17 protein-coding genes are annotated in these 15,879 nt (G+C 55.6%); 4 read left to right on the top strand and 13 right to left on the bottom strand.

Translation table 11 applies throughout. The features are described 5' to 3' along the window. Window positions 1–237 precede the first annotated feature (237 nt). Window positions 238–921, bottom strand: coding sequence for an SDR family NAD(P)-dependent oxidoreductase (locus ASE07_RS27315; RefSeq protein WP_057293968.1), 684 nt, complete (start codon window positions 919–921; stop codon window positions 238–240). A gap of 116 nt (window positions 922–1,037) precedes the next feature. After that, complete coding sequence (locus ASE07_RS27320) at window positions 1,038–3,761, bottom strand: PAS domain-containing protein (RefSeq protein WP_057293969.1); 2,724 nt, start codon at window positions 3,759–3,761, stop codon at window positions 1,038–1,040. A gap of 385 nt (window positions 3,762–4,146) precedes the next feature. On the opposite strand from ASE07_RS27320, the gene ASE07_RS30470 reads away from it, so the two are divergent. After that, window positions 4,147–4,278 carry a hypothetical protein gene (locus ASE07_RS30470; protein ID WP_268793481.1) on the top strand — a complete coding sequence of 44 codons (132 nt, stop codon included), beginning with the start codon at window positions 4,147–4,149 and terminating at the stop codon, window positions 4,276–4,278. Between the two features lie 139 nt (window positions 4,279–4,417). Here the strand turns inward: ASE07_RS30470 and ASE07_RS27325 are convergent, their stop codons facing one another. The 6 genes from ASE07_RS27325 to ASE07_RS27350 all read right to left on the bottom strand — a co-directional run bounded on the left by ASE07_RS27325 (window position 4,418) and on the right by ASE07_RS27350 (window position 9,155). Further along, window positions 4,418–4,849: an Hsp20/alpha crystallin family protein gene (locus ASE07_RS27325; protein ID WP_057293970.1), complete on the bottom strand. Its 432-nt coding sequence runs from the start codon at window positions 4,847–4,849 to the stop codon at window positions 4,418–4,420. 15 nt (window positions 4,850–4,864) lie between these two features. Next, window positions 4,865–5,305, bottom strand: coding sequence for an Hsp20/alpha crystallin family protein (locus tag ASE07_RS27330; protein ID WP_057293971.1), 441 nt, complete (start codon window positions 5,303–5,305; stop codon window positions 4,865–4,867). 174 nt (window positions 5,306–5,479) lie between these two features. Next, a complete protein-coding gene (locus ASE07_RS27335; RefSeq protein WP_057293972.1) occupies window positions 5,480–6,181 on the bottom strand; it encodes a phosphatase PAP2 family protein in 702 nt (233 codons plus the stop codon). 29 nt (window positions 6,182–6,210) lie between these two features. Then, complete coding sequence (locus ASE07_RS27340; RefSeq protein WP_057294070.1) at window positions 6,211–7,146, bottom strand: diacylglycerol/lipid kinase family protein; 936 nt, start codon at window positions 7,144–7,146, stop codon at window positions 6,211–6,213. 173 nt (window positions 7,147–7,319) lie between these two features. Continuing rightward, entirely contained in the window at window positions 7,320–8,198 is an 879-nt protein-coding gene (locus ASE07_RS27345) for a CAP domain-containing protein (RefSeq protein WP_057293973.1), read from the bottom strand. 45 nt (window positions 8,199–8,243) lie between these two features. Then, window positions 8,244–9,155, bottom strand: a complete 912-nt coding sequence (locus ASE07_RS27350) for a LysR family transcriptional regulator (RefSeq protein ID WP_057293974.1) — start codon at window positions 9,153–9,155, stop codon at window positions 8,244–8,246. A 134-nt stretch (window positions 9,156–9,289) separates the two neighbouring features. On the opposite strand from ASE07_RS27350, the gene ASE07_RS27355 reads away from it, so the two are divergent. Genes ASE07_RS27355 through ASE07_RS27365 form a run of 3 tightly spaced genes read left to right on the top strand, consistent with a single transcriptional unit; the run spans window position 9,290 to window position 12,040 of the window. Beyond that, window positions 9,290–10,639, top strand: coding sequence for an acyclic terpene utilization AtuA family protein (locus tag ASE07_RS27355; RefSeq protein ID WP_057293975.1), 1,350 nt, complete (start codon window positions 9,290–9,292; stop codon window positions 10,637–10,639). Between the two features lie 11 nt (window positions 10,640–10,650). After that, complete coding sequence (locus tag ASE07_RS27360; RefSeq protein ID WP_057293976.1) at window positions 10,651–11,031, top strand: AtuA-related protein; 381 nt, start codon at window positions 10,651–10,653, stop codon at window positions 11,029–11,031. A gap of 43 nt (window positions 11,032–11,074) precedes the next feature. Continuing rightward, on the top strand, window positions 11,075–12,040 hold the full coding sequence (locus tag ASE07_RS27365; protein ID WP_057293977.1) for a Bug family tripartite tricarboxylate transporter substrate binding protein: 966 nt from the start codon (window positions 11,075–11,077) through the stop codon (window positions 12,038–12,040). A 224-nt stretch (window positions 12,041–12,264) separates the two neighbouring features. Here ASE07_RS27365 and ASE07_RS27370 read toward each other — a convergent pair whose 3' ends face one another. From ASE07_RS27370 to ASE07_RS27385, 5 genes are all read right to left on the bottom strand, one after another. Then, a complete protein-coding gene (locus ASE07_RS27370; RefSeq protein ID WP_156397113.1) occupies window positions 12,265–12,450 on the bottom strand; it encodes a hypothetical protein in 186 nt (61 codons plus the stop codon). A 538-nt stretch (window positions 12,451–12,988) separates the two neighbouring features. Beyond that, window positions 12,989–13,405: an HPF/RaiA family ribosome-associated protein gene (locus ASE07_RS27375; RefSeq protein WP_082584539.1), complete on the bottom strand. Its 417-nt coding sequence runs from the start codon at window positions 13,403–13,405 to the stop codon at window positions 12,989–12,991. Between the two features lie 131 nt (window positions 13,406–13,536). Next, on the bottom strand, window positions 13,537–14,058 hold the full coding sequence (locus ASE07_RS27380) for a GNAT family N-acetyltransferase (RefSeq protein WP_057293979.1): 522 nt from the start codon (window positions 14,056–14,058) through the stop codon (window positions 13,537–13,539). A 150-nt stretch (window positions 14,059–14,208) separates the two neighbouring features. Then, complete coding sequence (locus ASE07_RS28540) at window positions 14,209–14,655, bottom strand: GreA/GreB family elongation factor (RefSeq protein WP_162256969.1); 447 nt, start codon at window positions 14,653–14,655, stop codon at window positions 14,209–14,211. Window position 14,656: 1 nt separating this feature from the next. Beyond that, window positions 14,657–15,649 carry a universal stress protein gene (locus ASE07_RS27385; RefSeq protein WP_057293980.1) on the bottom strand — a complete coding sequence of 331 codons (993 nt, stop codon included), beginning with the start codon at window positions 15,647–15,649 and terminating at the stop codon, window positions 14,657–14,659. Between the last annotated feature and the right edge of the window lie 230 nt (window positions 15,650–15,879).

Below are 15,879 nucleotides of genomic sequence, written 5' to 3' on the forward strand. Positions count from 1 at the left end.
TGAACTGGCAGGGGCGATTTACAGTACCAGGAACGACGGTGTAGTTTCTGTACGGCAAGAATACCGCGCAGTGCAGGATTAATCCAGAAAAGTGGCGTAGAACAGACGATCTTTGGCGACGGGAGCCATCTGAATGGCCGATTTACGATGGAAGCAGCAGCGGAGTCAGAGAATATTAAATAACAGGCAAGGCGTGCCTGCCCTGCTTACCGCCGGCACGCCTTGCCTTGCACTACGTCAGGCAGCGCCGTAGATGGGCGCGATAGCCCCGCTGCCAAGTTGATTGGCCGTCGATGCCAGGAACACGATAGTCGCAGCGATTTGCTCCGCTTTGGGCCACTGGCTGAAGTCTGCGTCGGGCATGGCCGCGCGGTTGGCCGGCGTGTCGATAATGGAAGGGGCCACAGCATTGACCAGGATGCGCGGGGCCACTTCGGCGGCCAGGGCCTGGGTCAGTGCAGCGACGCCGGCCTTGCTGGCAGTATATGCGGTGGTGAATTTGCCCAGGCGTGGCTCCAGGGACTGCCGCGCCGCCACGTTAACGATACGGCCATTGCCGTCGCCGAATGCCTTGATCGCTTCGCGGCAGCACAGATACGTGCTCACCAGGTTCATGTTGAGCATTTTCATTAATACATCCTTGTCGGATTCCCCGATGGGCGCAAAGGCAAAGCCGCCCGCAATATGGATGGAGGCGCTTAACTTTCCCGCAGCCGCGTACAAGGCGGCGACCTGGGCTTCGTCGGACAAGTCGCAGGGTACGAGGCTGAGCCGGTCGTTGGCTTGCAGCGTCGTTGCCTCGGCTTCATTAATGTAGGGAATCACACAGCGTGCGCCGGCCTTCAGCAGGGTGTCGACCACCGCCGCACCCAATGCGCCGGTGCCGCCGGTGACAACGACTGTCTGGTTGGAAAAATCCATAAATCCTCCGTCAATATTTTGGGCTCCAAGCTTACTTCCTTCCGCTGTGTCCGGCAATTTGGAATACCCTCTTTTTCACTTCATCGCAAATACGCAAGACGATTCTGAATCGCGACTCAGGATGCCAGCATGGCGTTGATCCGTCTGGCCAGCAAATCGAGTGCAAAAGGTTTGGTCACCAGTTCGGTGCTGCCTTCGAGTGCTTCGGTGCGCGCATCGGAGTCCTCGACAAAGCCGGTCAGGTACAGCACCTTCAGATCCGGCCGGCGCACTCTGGCATGTTGTGCAAGCTGGCGACCGTTCATCCCGCCCGGCAGGCCAATATCGGTAACCAGCAGGTCCAGCGGCGCATCGGAGTCCAGAATGGCGAGGGCCGAGGCCGTGTCTGCCATGGGTATCGGCGAATAGCCCCATTCGGCGAGCATTTCGGTAAGGACGTGTCGGATATCTTCTTCGTCCTCCACGACCATGATCCTGCCGCGACTCGCTATTGGTGGCGTGGTCTCGGCGCCGGCAGGGATCGCCGTTTCAGGCACTGCACTACCCAAGTGACGTGGAAGGTAAAGCTTTACCGTCGTGCCAGCATCGGGCACCGAGTCGATACGGACGTGTCCGCCCGATTGCGTGACAAAGCCATAGACCATCGATAGCCCGAGTCCGGTGCCCTGACCTTGAGGCTTGGTGGTAAAGAATGGGTCGAAGGCACGGCTGAGAACGTCGGGCGGCATTCCGCTACCATCGTCAATTACGCTCAACGTGACATATTGGCCGTCGGGGACAGTATTCGCCAAGCCTGCGGCGGCGTTTTCCCTGCTGACATTGGCAGAAACTATCGTCAGCAGGCCGTTGCCATCCATGGCGTCGCGCGCATTGATGACCAAATTGAGAACGGCACTTTCCAGTTGATTCGCGTCGCATAATGTGGCCCATATGTCTTCAGCCAGTTCGGTACGCATGACGATGCCGGGGCCGACGGTACGCTGAAGTAAATCTTTCAGCGAGCCCACCAGCTGATTGACCGATACGGGCTTGGGCGCGAGCATTTGCTGGCGTGAAAATGCCAGCAGGCGCTGCGTCAGTGTTGCAGCCCGGTCGGCTGCACTCTGCGCGCCCTCAATGTAGCGGGTCAGGTTATCCGTCTGGCCCTGGTCGAGGCGAAACTGCAGGATCTCCAGGTTACCCACCATGCCGGCAAGCAGGTTATTGAAATCGTGCGCGATACCCCCCGTCAGTTGTCCAACAGCTTCCATTTTTTGCGCCTGACGCAATGCCTGTTCAGTATGTTGCAGAGTCTCGGCCTGCCGCTTCTGCTCGGTGATATCACGAGCAAGCGCGTGGATGAACGACTCGTCAGGGACAGCAGTCCATGACAGCCAACGGTAGGATCCGTCGCGATGGCGGTAGCGATTTTCAAAACGTAATGTTTTGATGCCATGCGCCAGACGTCCCGCCTCCGCCAGCGTTGCGTCGAGGTCGTCCGGATGAATCAGCTCCATGAACGGACGGCCTTTGAGCTCATGCTCTTCCCATCCGAGCAAATCAAACCATGCGGGATTGGTTGACAGGATGGTGGAGTCGAATCGGGCAACCAGCATGATATCGGTCGACAAGCGCCACATGCGGTCGCGCTCCGCAGTGCGGTAGGCAATCTCTTTTTCAAGATGGGCATTCAGGTCCGCCAGTTGCTCTGAACCGAGCTTTTGCTCGTGCACATCGGTGTTGGTTCCGATCCAGCGCGTGATACGTCCGACGTCATCACGCAAGGGCAGAGCGCGTGAAATGAACCAGCGCCACTCTCCGGTCGCCCCTTCCCGAAGCCGAAATTCGTTCTGGTAGGTGGTGCCGCCGTTTAACGCCATTTGCCAGTGGGCCAGCGTACCGGGGAGGTCGTCGGGATGCACCACCTTGATCCACATATTGCCGTCGAGGCCACCGGACACGACCCCGGTATATTCATAAACACGCTGGTTAAACCAGAAAATATTGCCATCGCTGTTAGCGACCCATGCGTGGTTTGGCATGGCCTCGGCCAGCGTCCTGAATTCTCGCTCGCGCGCGGCAAGCTCTTCCAGTGCCTGCTTCAGGTCGTTGATGTTCTGCGTGGTTCCGTACCATTTCACGATCTTGCCGGACTCGTCCCGACGCGGATATGCGCGTGAATGCACCCAGTAGTAAGCGCCATCCAGCATGCGCGAACGGAGCTCGATGTCGTAGGGTGCTCCGGTTGCCAGAGCGGTGTTCCAGGCTTGGAATACGCGTTCACGATCATCGGGATGCACAGCGTCGTTCCAGGTTTGCCCCAGACCCGAGGTGCCGGTCCAGTCGCGCCAGCGCTGAGAGACCCGGTCCAGTTGACCGTCAGGAAGCGCGGTCCACTGCACGTGGGGATTCAGTTCGACGGTATGCCGGTAATGGTCCTCGCTGTCGCGCAGTTCGGCTTCCGCGCGGTCGCGCGCCCGCTCCGCAAGAATTTGCGCCGTTGTCTCCGTGCAGATGCAAACCACGCCGGCAAATTGCCCGGTATCATCGCACACCGGCGAATAGGAAAATGTGAACCAGGTCTGCTCCGGGTATCCGTTGCGCGTCAGTGTGACCGGCATGTTCTCGAAGAAAGCCGATTCTCCTTGCATGGCGCGTTGAATGATCGACATAATTTCCGAGTCAACCAGTTCTGGCCAGACGGATGCAAATGACTGACCCAGCGCGTCGGGATGACGGGCGCCGAGTATGGGCCGATAGGCATCGTTGTACACATAAAGAAGTTGCTCCCCCACAGCACGAACATCGGAAACTGCGACCCCAGCATCAGTTGGACCGTATTGCGGAGCGATTGCGGCCACGAGTCCGTTGCGCCAAGCGCTGCTTTGCACCGGTCGAGATCACGGAAAAGGACGTCGATCTGGTCGCCGGCGCGGGAAAGCGGATACTGACGAGGTTGTTCTGCCATTGTGGGCCGCAAGCGTGCGGATTATTGCCGAATGCTGAGAGAAGGCCAATCATGCCATAGCTTTGGTTTGATACCGCCCAAGCCACAAGTTCGAGAACAGATAGGTTTTAAGAGGTGGCGTTGCTTAAAGGCAACTTGATGCGAATTGTACTGTGCCGCACCTGTCTTTTTCACTACGATGAGATATGTCCGCCGTCCCTGTGCACTGCGGCTGAAGGAATTTCAGTCTGCTGCGGTCAGGCGCGAAAGCGATCTCATGGTCAAGAGGAGAAGTGAAAATGCTTAAACTGATTTGCTTGTTGTGGGGCCATGCAAGACCGATGGAAAGCGTCGACACCATGATTGAAATGGCGCTGTCGAATAGTTATCAATGCGAGCGATGCAAGAGCGTGGTGCATATACGCGGGTAGCGGTTTAGGACCAGCCATAACTGGAGTCAGCCTGATTCGATGCATCAGGTGCCTTAACATCGGCAACAATGCTTCGCGGAGCTTCCGCGCGGCGGAAGCTCCGTAAAACGCGAACGCTTTGCTGTAAGAAGATCCCGGTTCAGGTCACGCTGATCTGTATCTTCTTCGGCTGAGCATGCGCTGCTTTGGGGATGCGCAGCTTCAACACTCCGTGGTTGAATTCCGCCGCCGCGTTTTCCGCGTCAAGTTCTTTCGAGAGAGTAAATGACCTGCGGTAGCGCGGTACCTTGATTTCGGCGTGGCTCGACTGCATGTCCTGCGGTGCATCGATCGCAACCTCACCTTCGATGATCAGGCTATCGGTGTCGAGCTGGAGATTCAGCTTGTCTTTTGGCACACCGGGCAGATCGGCAAATAGCGTGATCCCTGAAGCATCCTCTATCACATCGACGGGTGGAGTCAGGGCCGCTTCCTGCCGCGTCGCAACGCGCGCGCCATTATTGGCATTGCGAGTGTTGACGGCGTTGGTGTGCTCGCCGTTGCCTGTCGTAACATTGGTATTTTCAGTCATGATCGTCCTCCATGTTCAATGTACCGAGATGCGGCGAGGCTGTGCTGCTTCGCGCCGCTTCACCCTGATGCGCAAGACACCGTCGACATAACGAGCAGATACGTCATCGGGGTCGATATCGTCAGGCAAGCTTACAACTCGCTTGAACCGGCCGGCGAAACGCTCGTTGATATGCACGGTTGCTTTCTGCTCCTCACTCGATAAGGTATCCGTACGCTCACCGGCGACTGTCAGCACGCCGCGTTCGAGATTGACTTCAATTGAAGCCGGATCCAGGCCGGGCATGAAAGCAAGCATTTCTACCGACTGTGGTGTGGTGCCGATATTCAATGCGGGAAATCCACCCCTGCCAATGCCGCGTATGCTGGGTTCAATATCAAAAATCTGCTGCACTTCCCGTTGCAGGCGATCCATCTCAGAGAAAATATCGCGTGGGAACGTTGATCTGTAGAGCATGCTGTCCTCCATACGGTTAATGACTTTGGGTCAGACAAAAGCCCGTTACTGGCATGGGCTTATATGCCTACTTTATGGTGTTCACATAAAAATTTTTCAAGCCCTTTGCATTTTAAAAATTCATGTTTCAGAGCAGAAGGAAACTGGAAAGTGTATCGAACGGTGCAGGTTTTTTCAGAGGAAACCCTGCGATGCGGAAGATGCTGCAGAAGGACGCAAGCGCTTACCAAGAATAATGGCGAGGCCTATGCACCAGGCCAGCGAAGCTGTCCAGCCGGCGAGTACATCCGAGGGGAAATGCACGCCGAGATAGACGCGTGAAAGACCGACCAGCGCAACGAAAGCAGCACCAAGCACGAGTGTTGCCCCTGCGCCGCGCCTGTGCCACACAATCACCATCAGGGCGGCTACAAAAGCCATCGACTGCATCGCATGGCCGCTTGGAAAGCTATAGGAGGTTTCCGGTGCGATGGATATCCAGAGGTCCGGCCGAGTGCGCGCGAACACGTGTTTGGCGCTTATGTTCAGAAGAAGGGCGCCGCCAAAGCCCAGCACCCAGTAGGTCAGACGCGCCCAGTGACTACGGACGATCAGGTAACCGGCCAGCGCCAGCGCGCAAGGTCCCAGCATGCGAATCGAACCGACCTGTGAAAAGAACAGCATAAGATTATCGAGCATCGGCGTAGCATGGCTTTTCATGAACAGCAGGATAGGGCGGTCAAATGAAAAGGTTTCCTTCTCAAGTACGTCTTCGGCCAGTTCGCCGAACAGGAAAAGTGGTACCAGGACACCTGCAAACAGTAAGGCCATCTGTAGCCAGCGGCCGTGCATCAGTCGCTGGAAGGAACGCACTGCTCTGCGAGATTTGTTTTCCATGAAAGCCGTTCCGGATAGAAGAATAGAAATTATGCGCTCACCGGCTTCAGCAGGAAAAGCGGTTCAGGAGCGACAGCAAAGCGTAGCGGTGCCCGCAGCCAGAAAATTTCGCCATCGGTGGCGACCTTGGTCCATGCGGAAAGGGAAAACCGCGGCTTGACCGTCAATTCTTTCGTGGCAAAGCTGATGATGCTGTCGGCGTCATCCAGTTTGCCGAAGGCGCCTCGTAGTAAAAGACCGAGCAGCGTCAGTGTGCCGACTGGCCGCAGTGTGACCACTGCAAGCTGGCCTTCTTCGAGCTGTGATGCCAGCGGAATGCCGACTTGCTCCAGCTGCAAAGCGTTGTTACCGACAAAAACGGTTTTGGTCAAGATATCCCGCGCTTGTCCGTTTTCATCGATGCGTACACGCAAGGTTCTGTGATTCTTCCACAGGGTGACAAGGGCCGACCATAAGGCGACGAAGCGGCTGCGTCCCAGTTGTTGCTTGTATGCTTCGCGATCCTGCAGCAGCTTTGGATATAAACCCATACTCGCATTGACCAGAAAGATGCGGTTATTGAGGAGGCCCACCTGAACCGGACAGACCCTCGCCGTCAGCAAGGCGCGGGTCGCATCGGCAAGGTCCTCCGGTATGCCATGCGTCCTGCCGAAATAATTGAATGTACCTTGTGGCAAGACACCGAAGGCGCAGCCACTTCCCAGCACGGCCTGGGCGACCGTATTGATACTGCCGTCGCCACCGGCAATGACGACTACGCCGGAACGCGCGCGGGCGCGTTCAACCGTGCGATGGGCAGTTGCATGCAAGGCCTTCGCGTCATCGACCACCTCCAGGGTGTAATCGCGACCTGCAGCTTCCAGTACGCTGCGGATGATGGTGCATTTGGTCTCGGCATTCGTCCTGCCCGAACGGGCATTCACGATGATATAAAAGCAGGAGTTATTACCTGGTGCTGAGGTCATGCGTTTGGAATGTCTTTGCGTCTCCCGGCGGCATCCTTTTTCATTCAGTACGGTAAAACGGGAGTACGCAGGGTAGACCATGTAGTCCGTATTAAGCCTGCGCCATGTTCTCAGCATATTGCGGTCGGTCAAGTCCATCCCAAAGTTAAGGGGAACATCAGGAAAGGACGGATTTATCGCGGTTTGCCGAATACCTGCGTCCAGTAAATACCGGCATCGCTGGTTTGACTGGTGGCAAACGCCGCACCCATCTCCGAAAAATCCGGGTTCATGATATTGGCACAGTGGCCGGGACTAGCCAGCCAGCCCTTCATTGCCTCTTGTGGTGAGCCTTGACCGGCAGCGATGTTTTCTCCAATGCGTTGCCAGCGATAGCCCGCTCGCCGCGCACGCCCGGCGGCGGTGCCACCGTCTTTATCCTGGTGCTGGAAGTAATTTTGTTTCGCCATTTCGCTGCTATGCATCAAAGCCGCCTTCGCCAGCGTGTCATTCCAGATAAGCGGGCGTGCGGCAGGATATCGCTTGTCGCCGCAAACACGCGGTTTTGATCTCACCACATTTACCATGTCGAGAACTTTCCTTCCAGCCTGCGCACTGTTACCTAGTGTCTCCGACAGCAAAGGTCGTGCAAGGATAATGCGCCATGTACCAGCCTCGTGAGATACGCCGATCAACGTGTATTCGGGTCTTACCAGTGCTTCACAATATTTATTCTTGATGGCGTTCATTGCTGCAGCAGCGTTTTGCGGACCGGACACCATAATGGCTTCGGCACGCGCCATTCTGATGCCAGCCTGTTTCAACGCCTGATCAAGTTGATTGCCTTCCGAAAACTTGAGTCGTGCGAGAGAGGGAAGTGAGGCCAAAGCACCGGCGCGCAGGGACGGTCGCCCTTCACATGTTGGAGACGAAGCGCGATACCGATTGATCAAGTCCTCCAGCTTCCTGGCTTCCTGCGCGTTGGCGGGGGCACTCGATGTGCCAAGAGCGGCAAGTAGCAGCAATGCCAACGAAGGAGCATGTGGCAGGATGACGCCGGTGCTGATTTTCATCTTCCCATCTTCCTCTGTTCGTTGTTGTGACAGCCGTACAAGGTTTTATGTTTCCTTCAGCAATTCGGCGCCGATCTTCGAGCGGCGCTTTTTCAGCAACGTGAGGAAGGTTTCCGAAGCGACCGGCAGCGGACGGTCGCGCAGGCGGACCACGTAAATGGTTCGGACAATCTCTGGATCCTTCAGGGGGCGCACCACAAGATGCGGGAGTGAAAACTGGAATAGTGCAAGGTAAGGGATGATGCTGATCCCGACATTATTCGCTACCAGGGAAGCGACCGAGGCCAGGTGTGCAACTTCCATGATGCCGTTGACTCTTGCCGGATGCAGAGCAGCGTCCAGCAATTGTCGCACGCTGCTGTTGTGCGTCAGATGAATGAAGGGGTGCTGCTGCAGGTCTGAAGCCGACACCACCTTTTTGCTGGCAAGCGGATGGCTGTCATGCATCACGACATAGAAGGTATCGGTGCATAGTGGCTCGGCTTCCAGGCCCGCCATTTCGACGCCGGCCGCGCACAATGCAAAGTCAGCACGGCCTCGCCGTACCAGGTCGAGACACTCGTCGGATAGCGTATCTGTGAGTTCCGTCGTCACCCCGGGATAGAGCTCACGGAATTCCTTGAGGACGACAGGTAACCATCCGGCAGCGAGCGAGGGAAGTGCGGCAACGGCGACCCGGCCTTTACGCTTGTCGACCAGATCCTTCAACTCGCTGTGTACCAGTGTCAGCTCGATCAGGAGACGCTTGGCCGATTCCGCGAAGACCGCACCCTCCGCCGTCAATTCGACACGCCGCGTACTTCGCGCAAACAGTTTGACGCCCAGTTCTGCTTCCAGCCCCTGTATCAACGCGCTGAATGCGGATTGGGACAGAAAGCATTGTTCGGCGGCACGCGTAAAGTTCTTCTGTTCCACCAAAGCGATGAAGGCGCGCAGGTCACGTGCCGAAATATTCATGATTAGCCTTCCACATCATTACTTTCATGAAGTTTATCCTGAATGTCAGATAAATTAACTCAAATTATCCGTAAATCAGATGAAATCGCCTCCCTATAATTGCTATATCAGAAACGACATCGTGTGCACGTCTTATGGATAATCTGCTGATTGGATCCGCCGCGGGATTTTCGGGGGATCGTACCGACGCCGCGCAAGCCGTTGTCGACACGTTGATCAGGCGCTCCCAACCTGCTGCGCTGATTTTCGAAACACTTGCTGAAAGAACACTTGCTCTCGCGCAGCTTGCACGACGTGACAACCCGGCAGCGGGCTATGAGCCGCTGCTTGCCGAACTGCTGACACCGGTGCTGGCGAAATGCCTGGCGCACAAGATCGCTATCATCAGCAACTTCGGCGCTGCCAACCCGGTGGGCGCCGCGCGGAGAATTCAGCAGATTGCCGCAGAACAGGGGCTTCCCAAGCCACGGATTGCCGTCGTAACGGGCGACGAAATTGCCGATGAAAAGGGGAAGGAACTCCTACGTAGGCAGTTAGGCGACCACTTCGATCAGCATCGCTTTGTCTGCGCCAACGCCTACATCGGTGCCACTGCCATTGCGGACGCGCTGCGTGCAGGCGCCGACATTGTGGTCTGTGGCCGCGTTGCGGACCCATCGCTGACGCTTGGGCCGGCGCTGGCCCACTTTAACTGGGCGCTTGACGACTGGAACCGTCTGGCGCGGGGGACGATGGCGGGGCATCTGCTTGAATGCGGTGCCCAGGTGACCGGCGGATATTTCGCCGACCCCGGTTTCAAGGATGTGCCCGATATCGCGCATGTCGGCTATCCGATTGTGGAAATCGATGGCGACGGTAACATCGAGGTCAGCAAGTCGGAACCTACAGGCGGCATTGTCGATACGCGCACAGTCAAGGAACAATTACTTTACGAATTGCACGACCCTGCCGCATACCTGACGCCCGATGTCGTTGCCGATATATCGAATGCGGAAGTGCATCAGGCTGGCGAGAACCGCGTGCGTGTCACTGGTATCGCAGGCCATGCGCGACCGGAGCACCTCAAGGCGAATATCTTTTACGAAGGCGGATGGCTGGCTGAAGGCGAGATCTCCTATGCGGGGCCCCGTGCCGGCGCACGGGCGCGGCTGGCAATGCGGATACTGCGGGAGCGCTTGCCGCAGCTGAAAATACGCTTCGACCTGATCGGCGTTCTCAGTGTGTTTGGCGACGACGATGGCACGCTGCTGCGGGAAACGCCGAGCTCCGACGTTGCGGACGCCGAAGACGTCAGGTTGCGTGCGGCCTGCGCGCATGACGACAAGGCAATTGCCACAAGCCTGCTGCGCGAGGTCAGTGCCCTGTATACCTGCGGCCCGGCGGGTGGAGGCGGAATACGCACAGCCTTGCGCGCACGCCTGAACGCGACATCTTGCCTGGTGCCGCGCGAAGTGATCGCGGAAACCTACCATTTCGTGGACTAGCGGAGATCCCCATGACCATACCTGTTCAGACTCCGCTTTATACGCTGGCGCATGCACGTACCGGTGACAAGGGCGATCGTTCCAATATCAGTGTCATCGCCTACCACGAGCAACTGTTTCCGCTGCTTGCGGATCAGCTGACGGAAGAACTGGTCGCCCAGTTGTTCGCGAGTCGCCGGCCACGCGCAGTACATCGCTACCTGCTGCCCAGATTAGGTGCAATGAACTTCGTCCTTGATGGCGTGCTGGACGGCGGCGTCAATGACTCGCTCAACCTCGACTCGCATGGAAAATCGCTTGCCTTCCTTCTGCTGCAGGCAGTTATCGATGTGCCCGAGCAATGGCAGGATTTGATTCTCCGTCCCGCCAACACCGCAACTACAACCGTATAAATCGACGACGTAAATACCAATCCATTTCAAAAGGAGACACCGCATGAAACTGCTCACCCTACCAACCATCGTCTTGTCCGCCGTCTGCCTGATGGTATCGACGGGCGCGGCCGCCGAGTATCCTGAAAAACCGATCCGCTTTGTCGTGCCGTTCGCCTCGGGCACCGCAACCGACCAGATTGCACGCGCCATGGGGCAGGCGATTACTGCCGAAACCAAGCAGCAGGTCATCGTCGACAACAAGCCGGGCGCCAACGGATTTATCGGCGCAAGTGAAGCTGCCAAAGCGGCTCCCGATGGCTATACGGTCTTTATCACCACCAACACCACCCACGCTGCAGCAGAACATCTGTATAAAAAGCTGCCCTATGATCCGGTCAAGGATTTTGCGCCCATCACCGGGCTCGGCAAGGGTGGCCAGATCATGGTCGTCAACAGTCAGTCGCCTATCATGAACGTCAAGGAGTTCATCGCGGCGGCAAAGAAGAATCCCGGAAAACTCAGTTTCGGCAGCGGCAGTTCCTCCAGCCGCATTGCCGGCGAAATGTTGCAGCAGCTGGCTGGGATACAGATCCTGCACGTGCCTTATAAAAGCAATACTTTCGCAGTCACCGACCTGCTCGGTAGCCAGATCGACATGATGATCACCGACACGGCGACAGGTCTCCCACATATCAAGAGCGGCAAGCTGCGTGCGCTCGGCGTGTCCACCAAAAAACGCTCGGCTCTCGCACCCGACGTCCCGACCATCGAAGAGGCCGGCGTGCCGGGGTACGACATGGGATACTGGTTCGCGGCCTATGCGCCGGCAAAGACGCCGCAAGCCATCGTCAACAAGCTCAATGAATTCTTTGCCAAGGCAGCGAAGAGCCCTACGGCCAATACCTTCTATACCAATGCCGGCGTTGACCCGTTCATTACCACACCGGATGAACTTGCGAAATTCCAGGCATCGGAATCGAAGAAGTGGGAAGAAATTGTGAAAAAAGCTGGAATCGAAAAGGAATAGTAATTCGCGTTAAGGTTTACAGGATGAGGATTGCGGGGCAACGTGAAGTGCCCCGCAGACGGCCGGCAAACCGAACCCTGCTTTTTTATCGCCATCATTTTTATACACTGCTACGCCGACTCCAGCGACGTGTCATCAGGGCAGCAACAACTCTGCATGGCGATCGCACGTGCGGCAAGCGAGGTAGGTCAAGCACACGCAAAAAAGTGTGCTCCGCTTCATCGTCATTCGAGCATGAAGGCGGTCGTTATCAATGCAATTTTGACGGCGATAAAAACACGTATCCATGCCCGCGTCCGCCTTCCGGTTTCGACCAGCTCTTTTGCGCGACGACGCTTATTAACGCGTGTCAGAATACGTTTAGCCCGCGAGCCGGCGTCTCGCTGCGGCGAATAGTTAATGTCTGTCATGATCACAGTCCCAACCCTCTCGGGTGAAGCAAAAAAGAAGAATGCGCTGCAATTGGCTGGTGCCATATGCAGCATTGGGATTCGTGTTACTCGGCGTGAACAGAAGACTGGTTATGACCGGTTCAACCGACCCGCCGAGCCAAAGGAAGGCAGGCGACGGCCTGCGACGTCAGGTGCCCGGTAGAAGTCATATAAAACGACATCAGGGCAGAGGTAGACTGAATTCTAGAATGCGACAATGCGCGACGCAGCAATATCCCCTTCAGTGGATATCCAGAAACAGTACTTTTTTCGGTGCGCCGCTTCATTGAAATCTAGTGTCCAATTTGATTAAATAATAGCGCCGATTCCAGTCGAAGTAAGGAATCGGCATTCTCCGTATGCGACCACGGAGGTCTACACAGATGTACTCGGAAGAACGGAGCGGTAATGCAGAGCAGCCTGCATATTTAATGCAGCCAAGGTCTGTCTGAGTTGTTCCCTACGTCACCCAGCGCATTCCATGGCTGCTAACCACGCCACGTTGACAGTGGACGCGCTATTCCGGATCAACTTCCTCGTTAATGACCGGTCTGGTAATTTTACGGACGGCCTGCCGTTGTCGCGCAATGATTCGCGACGCTCTGTACGAAGCGCGCTTTACGGCACTGTCAATCGCTGCATACATATCCTCCTGGATATCTTTCACCAGCAGTTTGGGTCGTCCGGGAATGACGACTGATACCTGGCACAGCATGTCCCGACCTCCTTTCGGTCCGTTCAGATCGCGAAGGCGCACGGATACCGTCGCTATTTTGTTTTGAAGCGATACAAACGCGAACTGCAACCGTTTGCTGAGATGGTCGTGCAGTGAAGGGCTTAAGAAAAACTCGTTCGAAATGAAATGAACCTGCATGGAAACCTCCTTGCCGAACATTTGATGCGGCTCATCTGAGCCGTACTTGCATTGTTTCATGTACGCTCTCAAGCAGGAATACAGAATATGCTGAGATTGGGATCTGAAAAACGAGAGAACATTGGGATGTTTAGTAGTTATCCGTAGAGGCCTTGGATTTCTTGATCGGGCAAAGTTTTCTCTACGATGTATTACGAAAGAAGTGCCTTGACCATGTAACAGGGATTCCCTGGATAGGTCCGCAGCATCAACTCGGAATCAGCATCCAGTCCGTTGTAAACCCTGAAACCCAAGTGTCCCCAAAACGTTGAGGATCGCTGAACTGCGATGAGGGCAGAGTGGCTGATACCCCGCATTCTCGCCAGCTCGAACGCGACGTTTACCAATGTGCGTCCTATTCCAAGCCCTGTCGACTGCCTTGAAACGGCGAGGTCATGCAGATAAAGCGAATCAGGTTTCGACGCGATGGAAAATTTTCCGTCGAGAGGAGTGACACGCCCCAGAAGTGAATGATAGGCAAACAGATAAGCACACACACCTTGAGAGTTGAGCGTGACCAGGGAAGTATCCCGCGCAGCCGCAATCCGCTCTGCAATAACATCAGGGGATTCCTGCATTTCACGCGGGTAGTTCTCCGCCTGGATGTGCAGTATGGCCTCGAGATCGTCATCCTGTACTGATCGATACCAAAACGCAATAGGCGTGCCGTTCATGGATTCCTCGTTGTTTGTGTTAGCTGTGATAGGTCGCTGGCCGGGCTATATCCCGTGTTGCCACTCTGTACCGAACAATAATTTGTTGAGAGCCATGGAGACCGCCAGACCCGCCTGTGGTTCTTTCCTTGGCGCTGCATAAAGTTAACCCTAATACGCACCGTTTGCTTCAGGCTGATAGATCACGTCCAGCACCCGTAATCCCAGGCGCCGCCCGGATGCGCCAATCCAGTGGATGTCCTGCCCCGTCGATAAGCCAAGCAGCGCTGCGCCAACTGCAGAAAGTACAGAAACTTCACCCGTATGCATGTTCGGGTCTGGATAGGCTAGTGTGAGCCCATAAACAGCTTGCGTGTCAATTTCAGCAAAGAGGACTCTCGAATTCATCGTAACAAGATTTGGTGGTACGCGCTGAGGGGCAATAAGGCGAGCCGCTGATAGCTTCTTATTCAATAAGGCATTGGCATGGCTATTGGATTCACAGGTGCGAGACAAAACTTCAGTTATACGACAGTGGTCCGCCGTGGAGAGCGTAACGCAAACCAGTTCCCCAGCTTCATGCGATGTGTGTCTATCATGATGAGTTTGTTCAATCATGTCACTTCCCTGTTGAAATAAACGTTTCGTTATCCCCTGCGTGTGGTGCTCCAAGTTTTCGCTCCGCTTTTTCACGTTGCAGTGGGTTTTCACGGCAGAGGCGGCGCGGCGTGGCCACAACAAGCAGGTCACAGGTTGTATGGTCAATAAGACGCTGGGCCACGCTTCCGAGCAGGAGTTCGTGGAGTCGTGATGTTCCATGTTTACCGATAACGATCAGGTCGGCATTTAATCGTTTTGCGCGGTCGCAAATAACAGGAACGGGAAATCCGTATTGAATCGCACGCGCGATAAGTTCTGTACGTGGTCCGAGGTCATCAATGAACTGGTTCAAACGAGTGCGGGCTTTTTCGCAAGCCTTGTCTCGGTATTTATTAATAACTTCGTTCGTGATTCCCGCCTCTCGCATGATTCCTTCGTTTGTCACATGGCACGCATTGAGGAAGGTAAAATAAGCGGTCGGAGCGACTGCCAAAGCAATCAGAGCTGCTTCTCGCGAATGCTCCGAGAAGTCGATCGCCACTATTATTCTTGAATACGGCGCTTGCGATTGCGAGTTAACTAACAGGATGGGCCGATCGCTTTGGCGGATGAGCTCACTATTCGTTTGACAGGTAAAAAAGTTAACCATGGTAGTACGCTTTTTGGCGGCTACCACAGTAAGATCGGCCGCCAACTCCTTAGCGCGTTCCAGCATTGCAGTCACGGGTTTGCTGGTGGCTGTAGATCGCGTGCAGACCGGCTGCGAAGCGATGGACGTCGTTGATCCGGCTAATTTCCGTTCATGCAATAACATATCGAGAGAGATAGCGCCTCCACTCTTTTCGTTTGTGAGTGCCAGCGAGCAAGGAGATGTCTTGAGCGTTCCGGGCATCGACATAATGTCGAGTAAATCCGCGGTTAATTCAACACTAAGCATGGCTGCGCGATTTTCTGCCCAACGGGCTTGGGGCGAATGGTCCGTGGCGACCAGAATCTTTTTCAATTTGATCATTGCTACCTCCCTTGCTAAAGCCGCTACCTCGGCACGCACGTGACAACGTTCTCATGTCGTTCATGCGTGCTTCGCAAACCTTATAACGCCTACCTCAGCTTGCTGTATCAGATTTTCAAGATGGCTAAGATTAATCCCGGGTATGCGTAGCAAGTCGTCCGAGAGCTCACTCGGAATGTCACCATCGCTTTGAGACAAGAAACGTTCTTTTCATGGCAAAAGGATCCCCA

Source organism: Noviherbaspirillum sp. Root189 (assembly GCF_001428545.1).
Classification (GTDB): Bacteria; Pseudomonadota; Gammaproteobacteria; order Burkholderiales; family Burkholderiaceae_D; genus Noviherbaspirillum.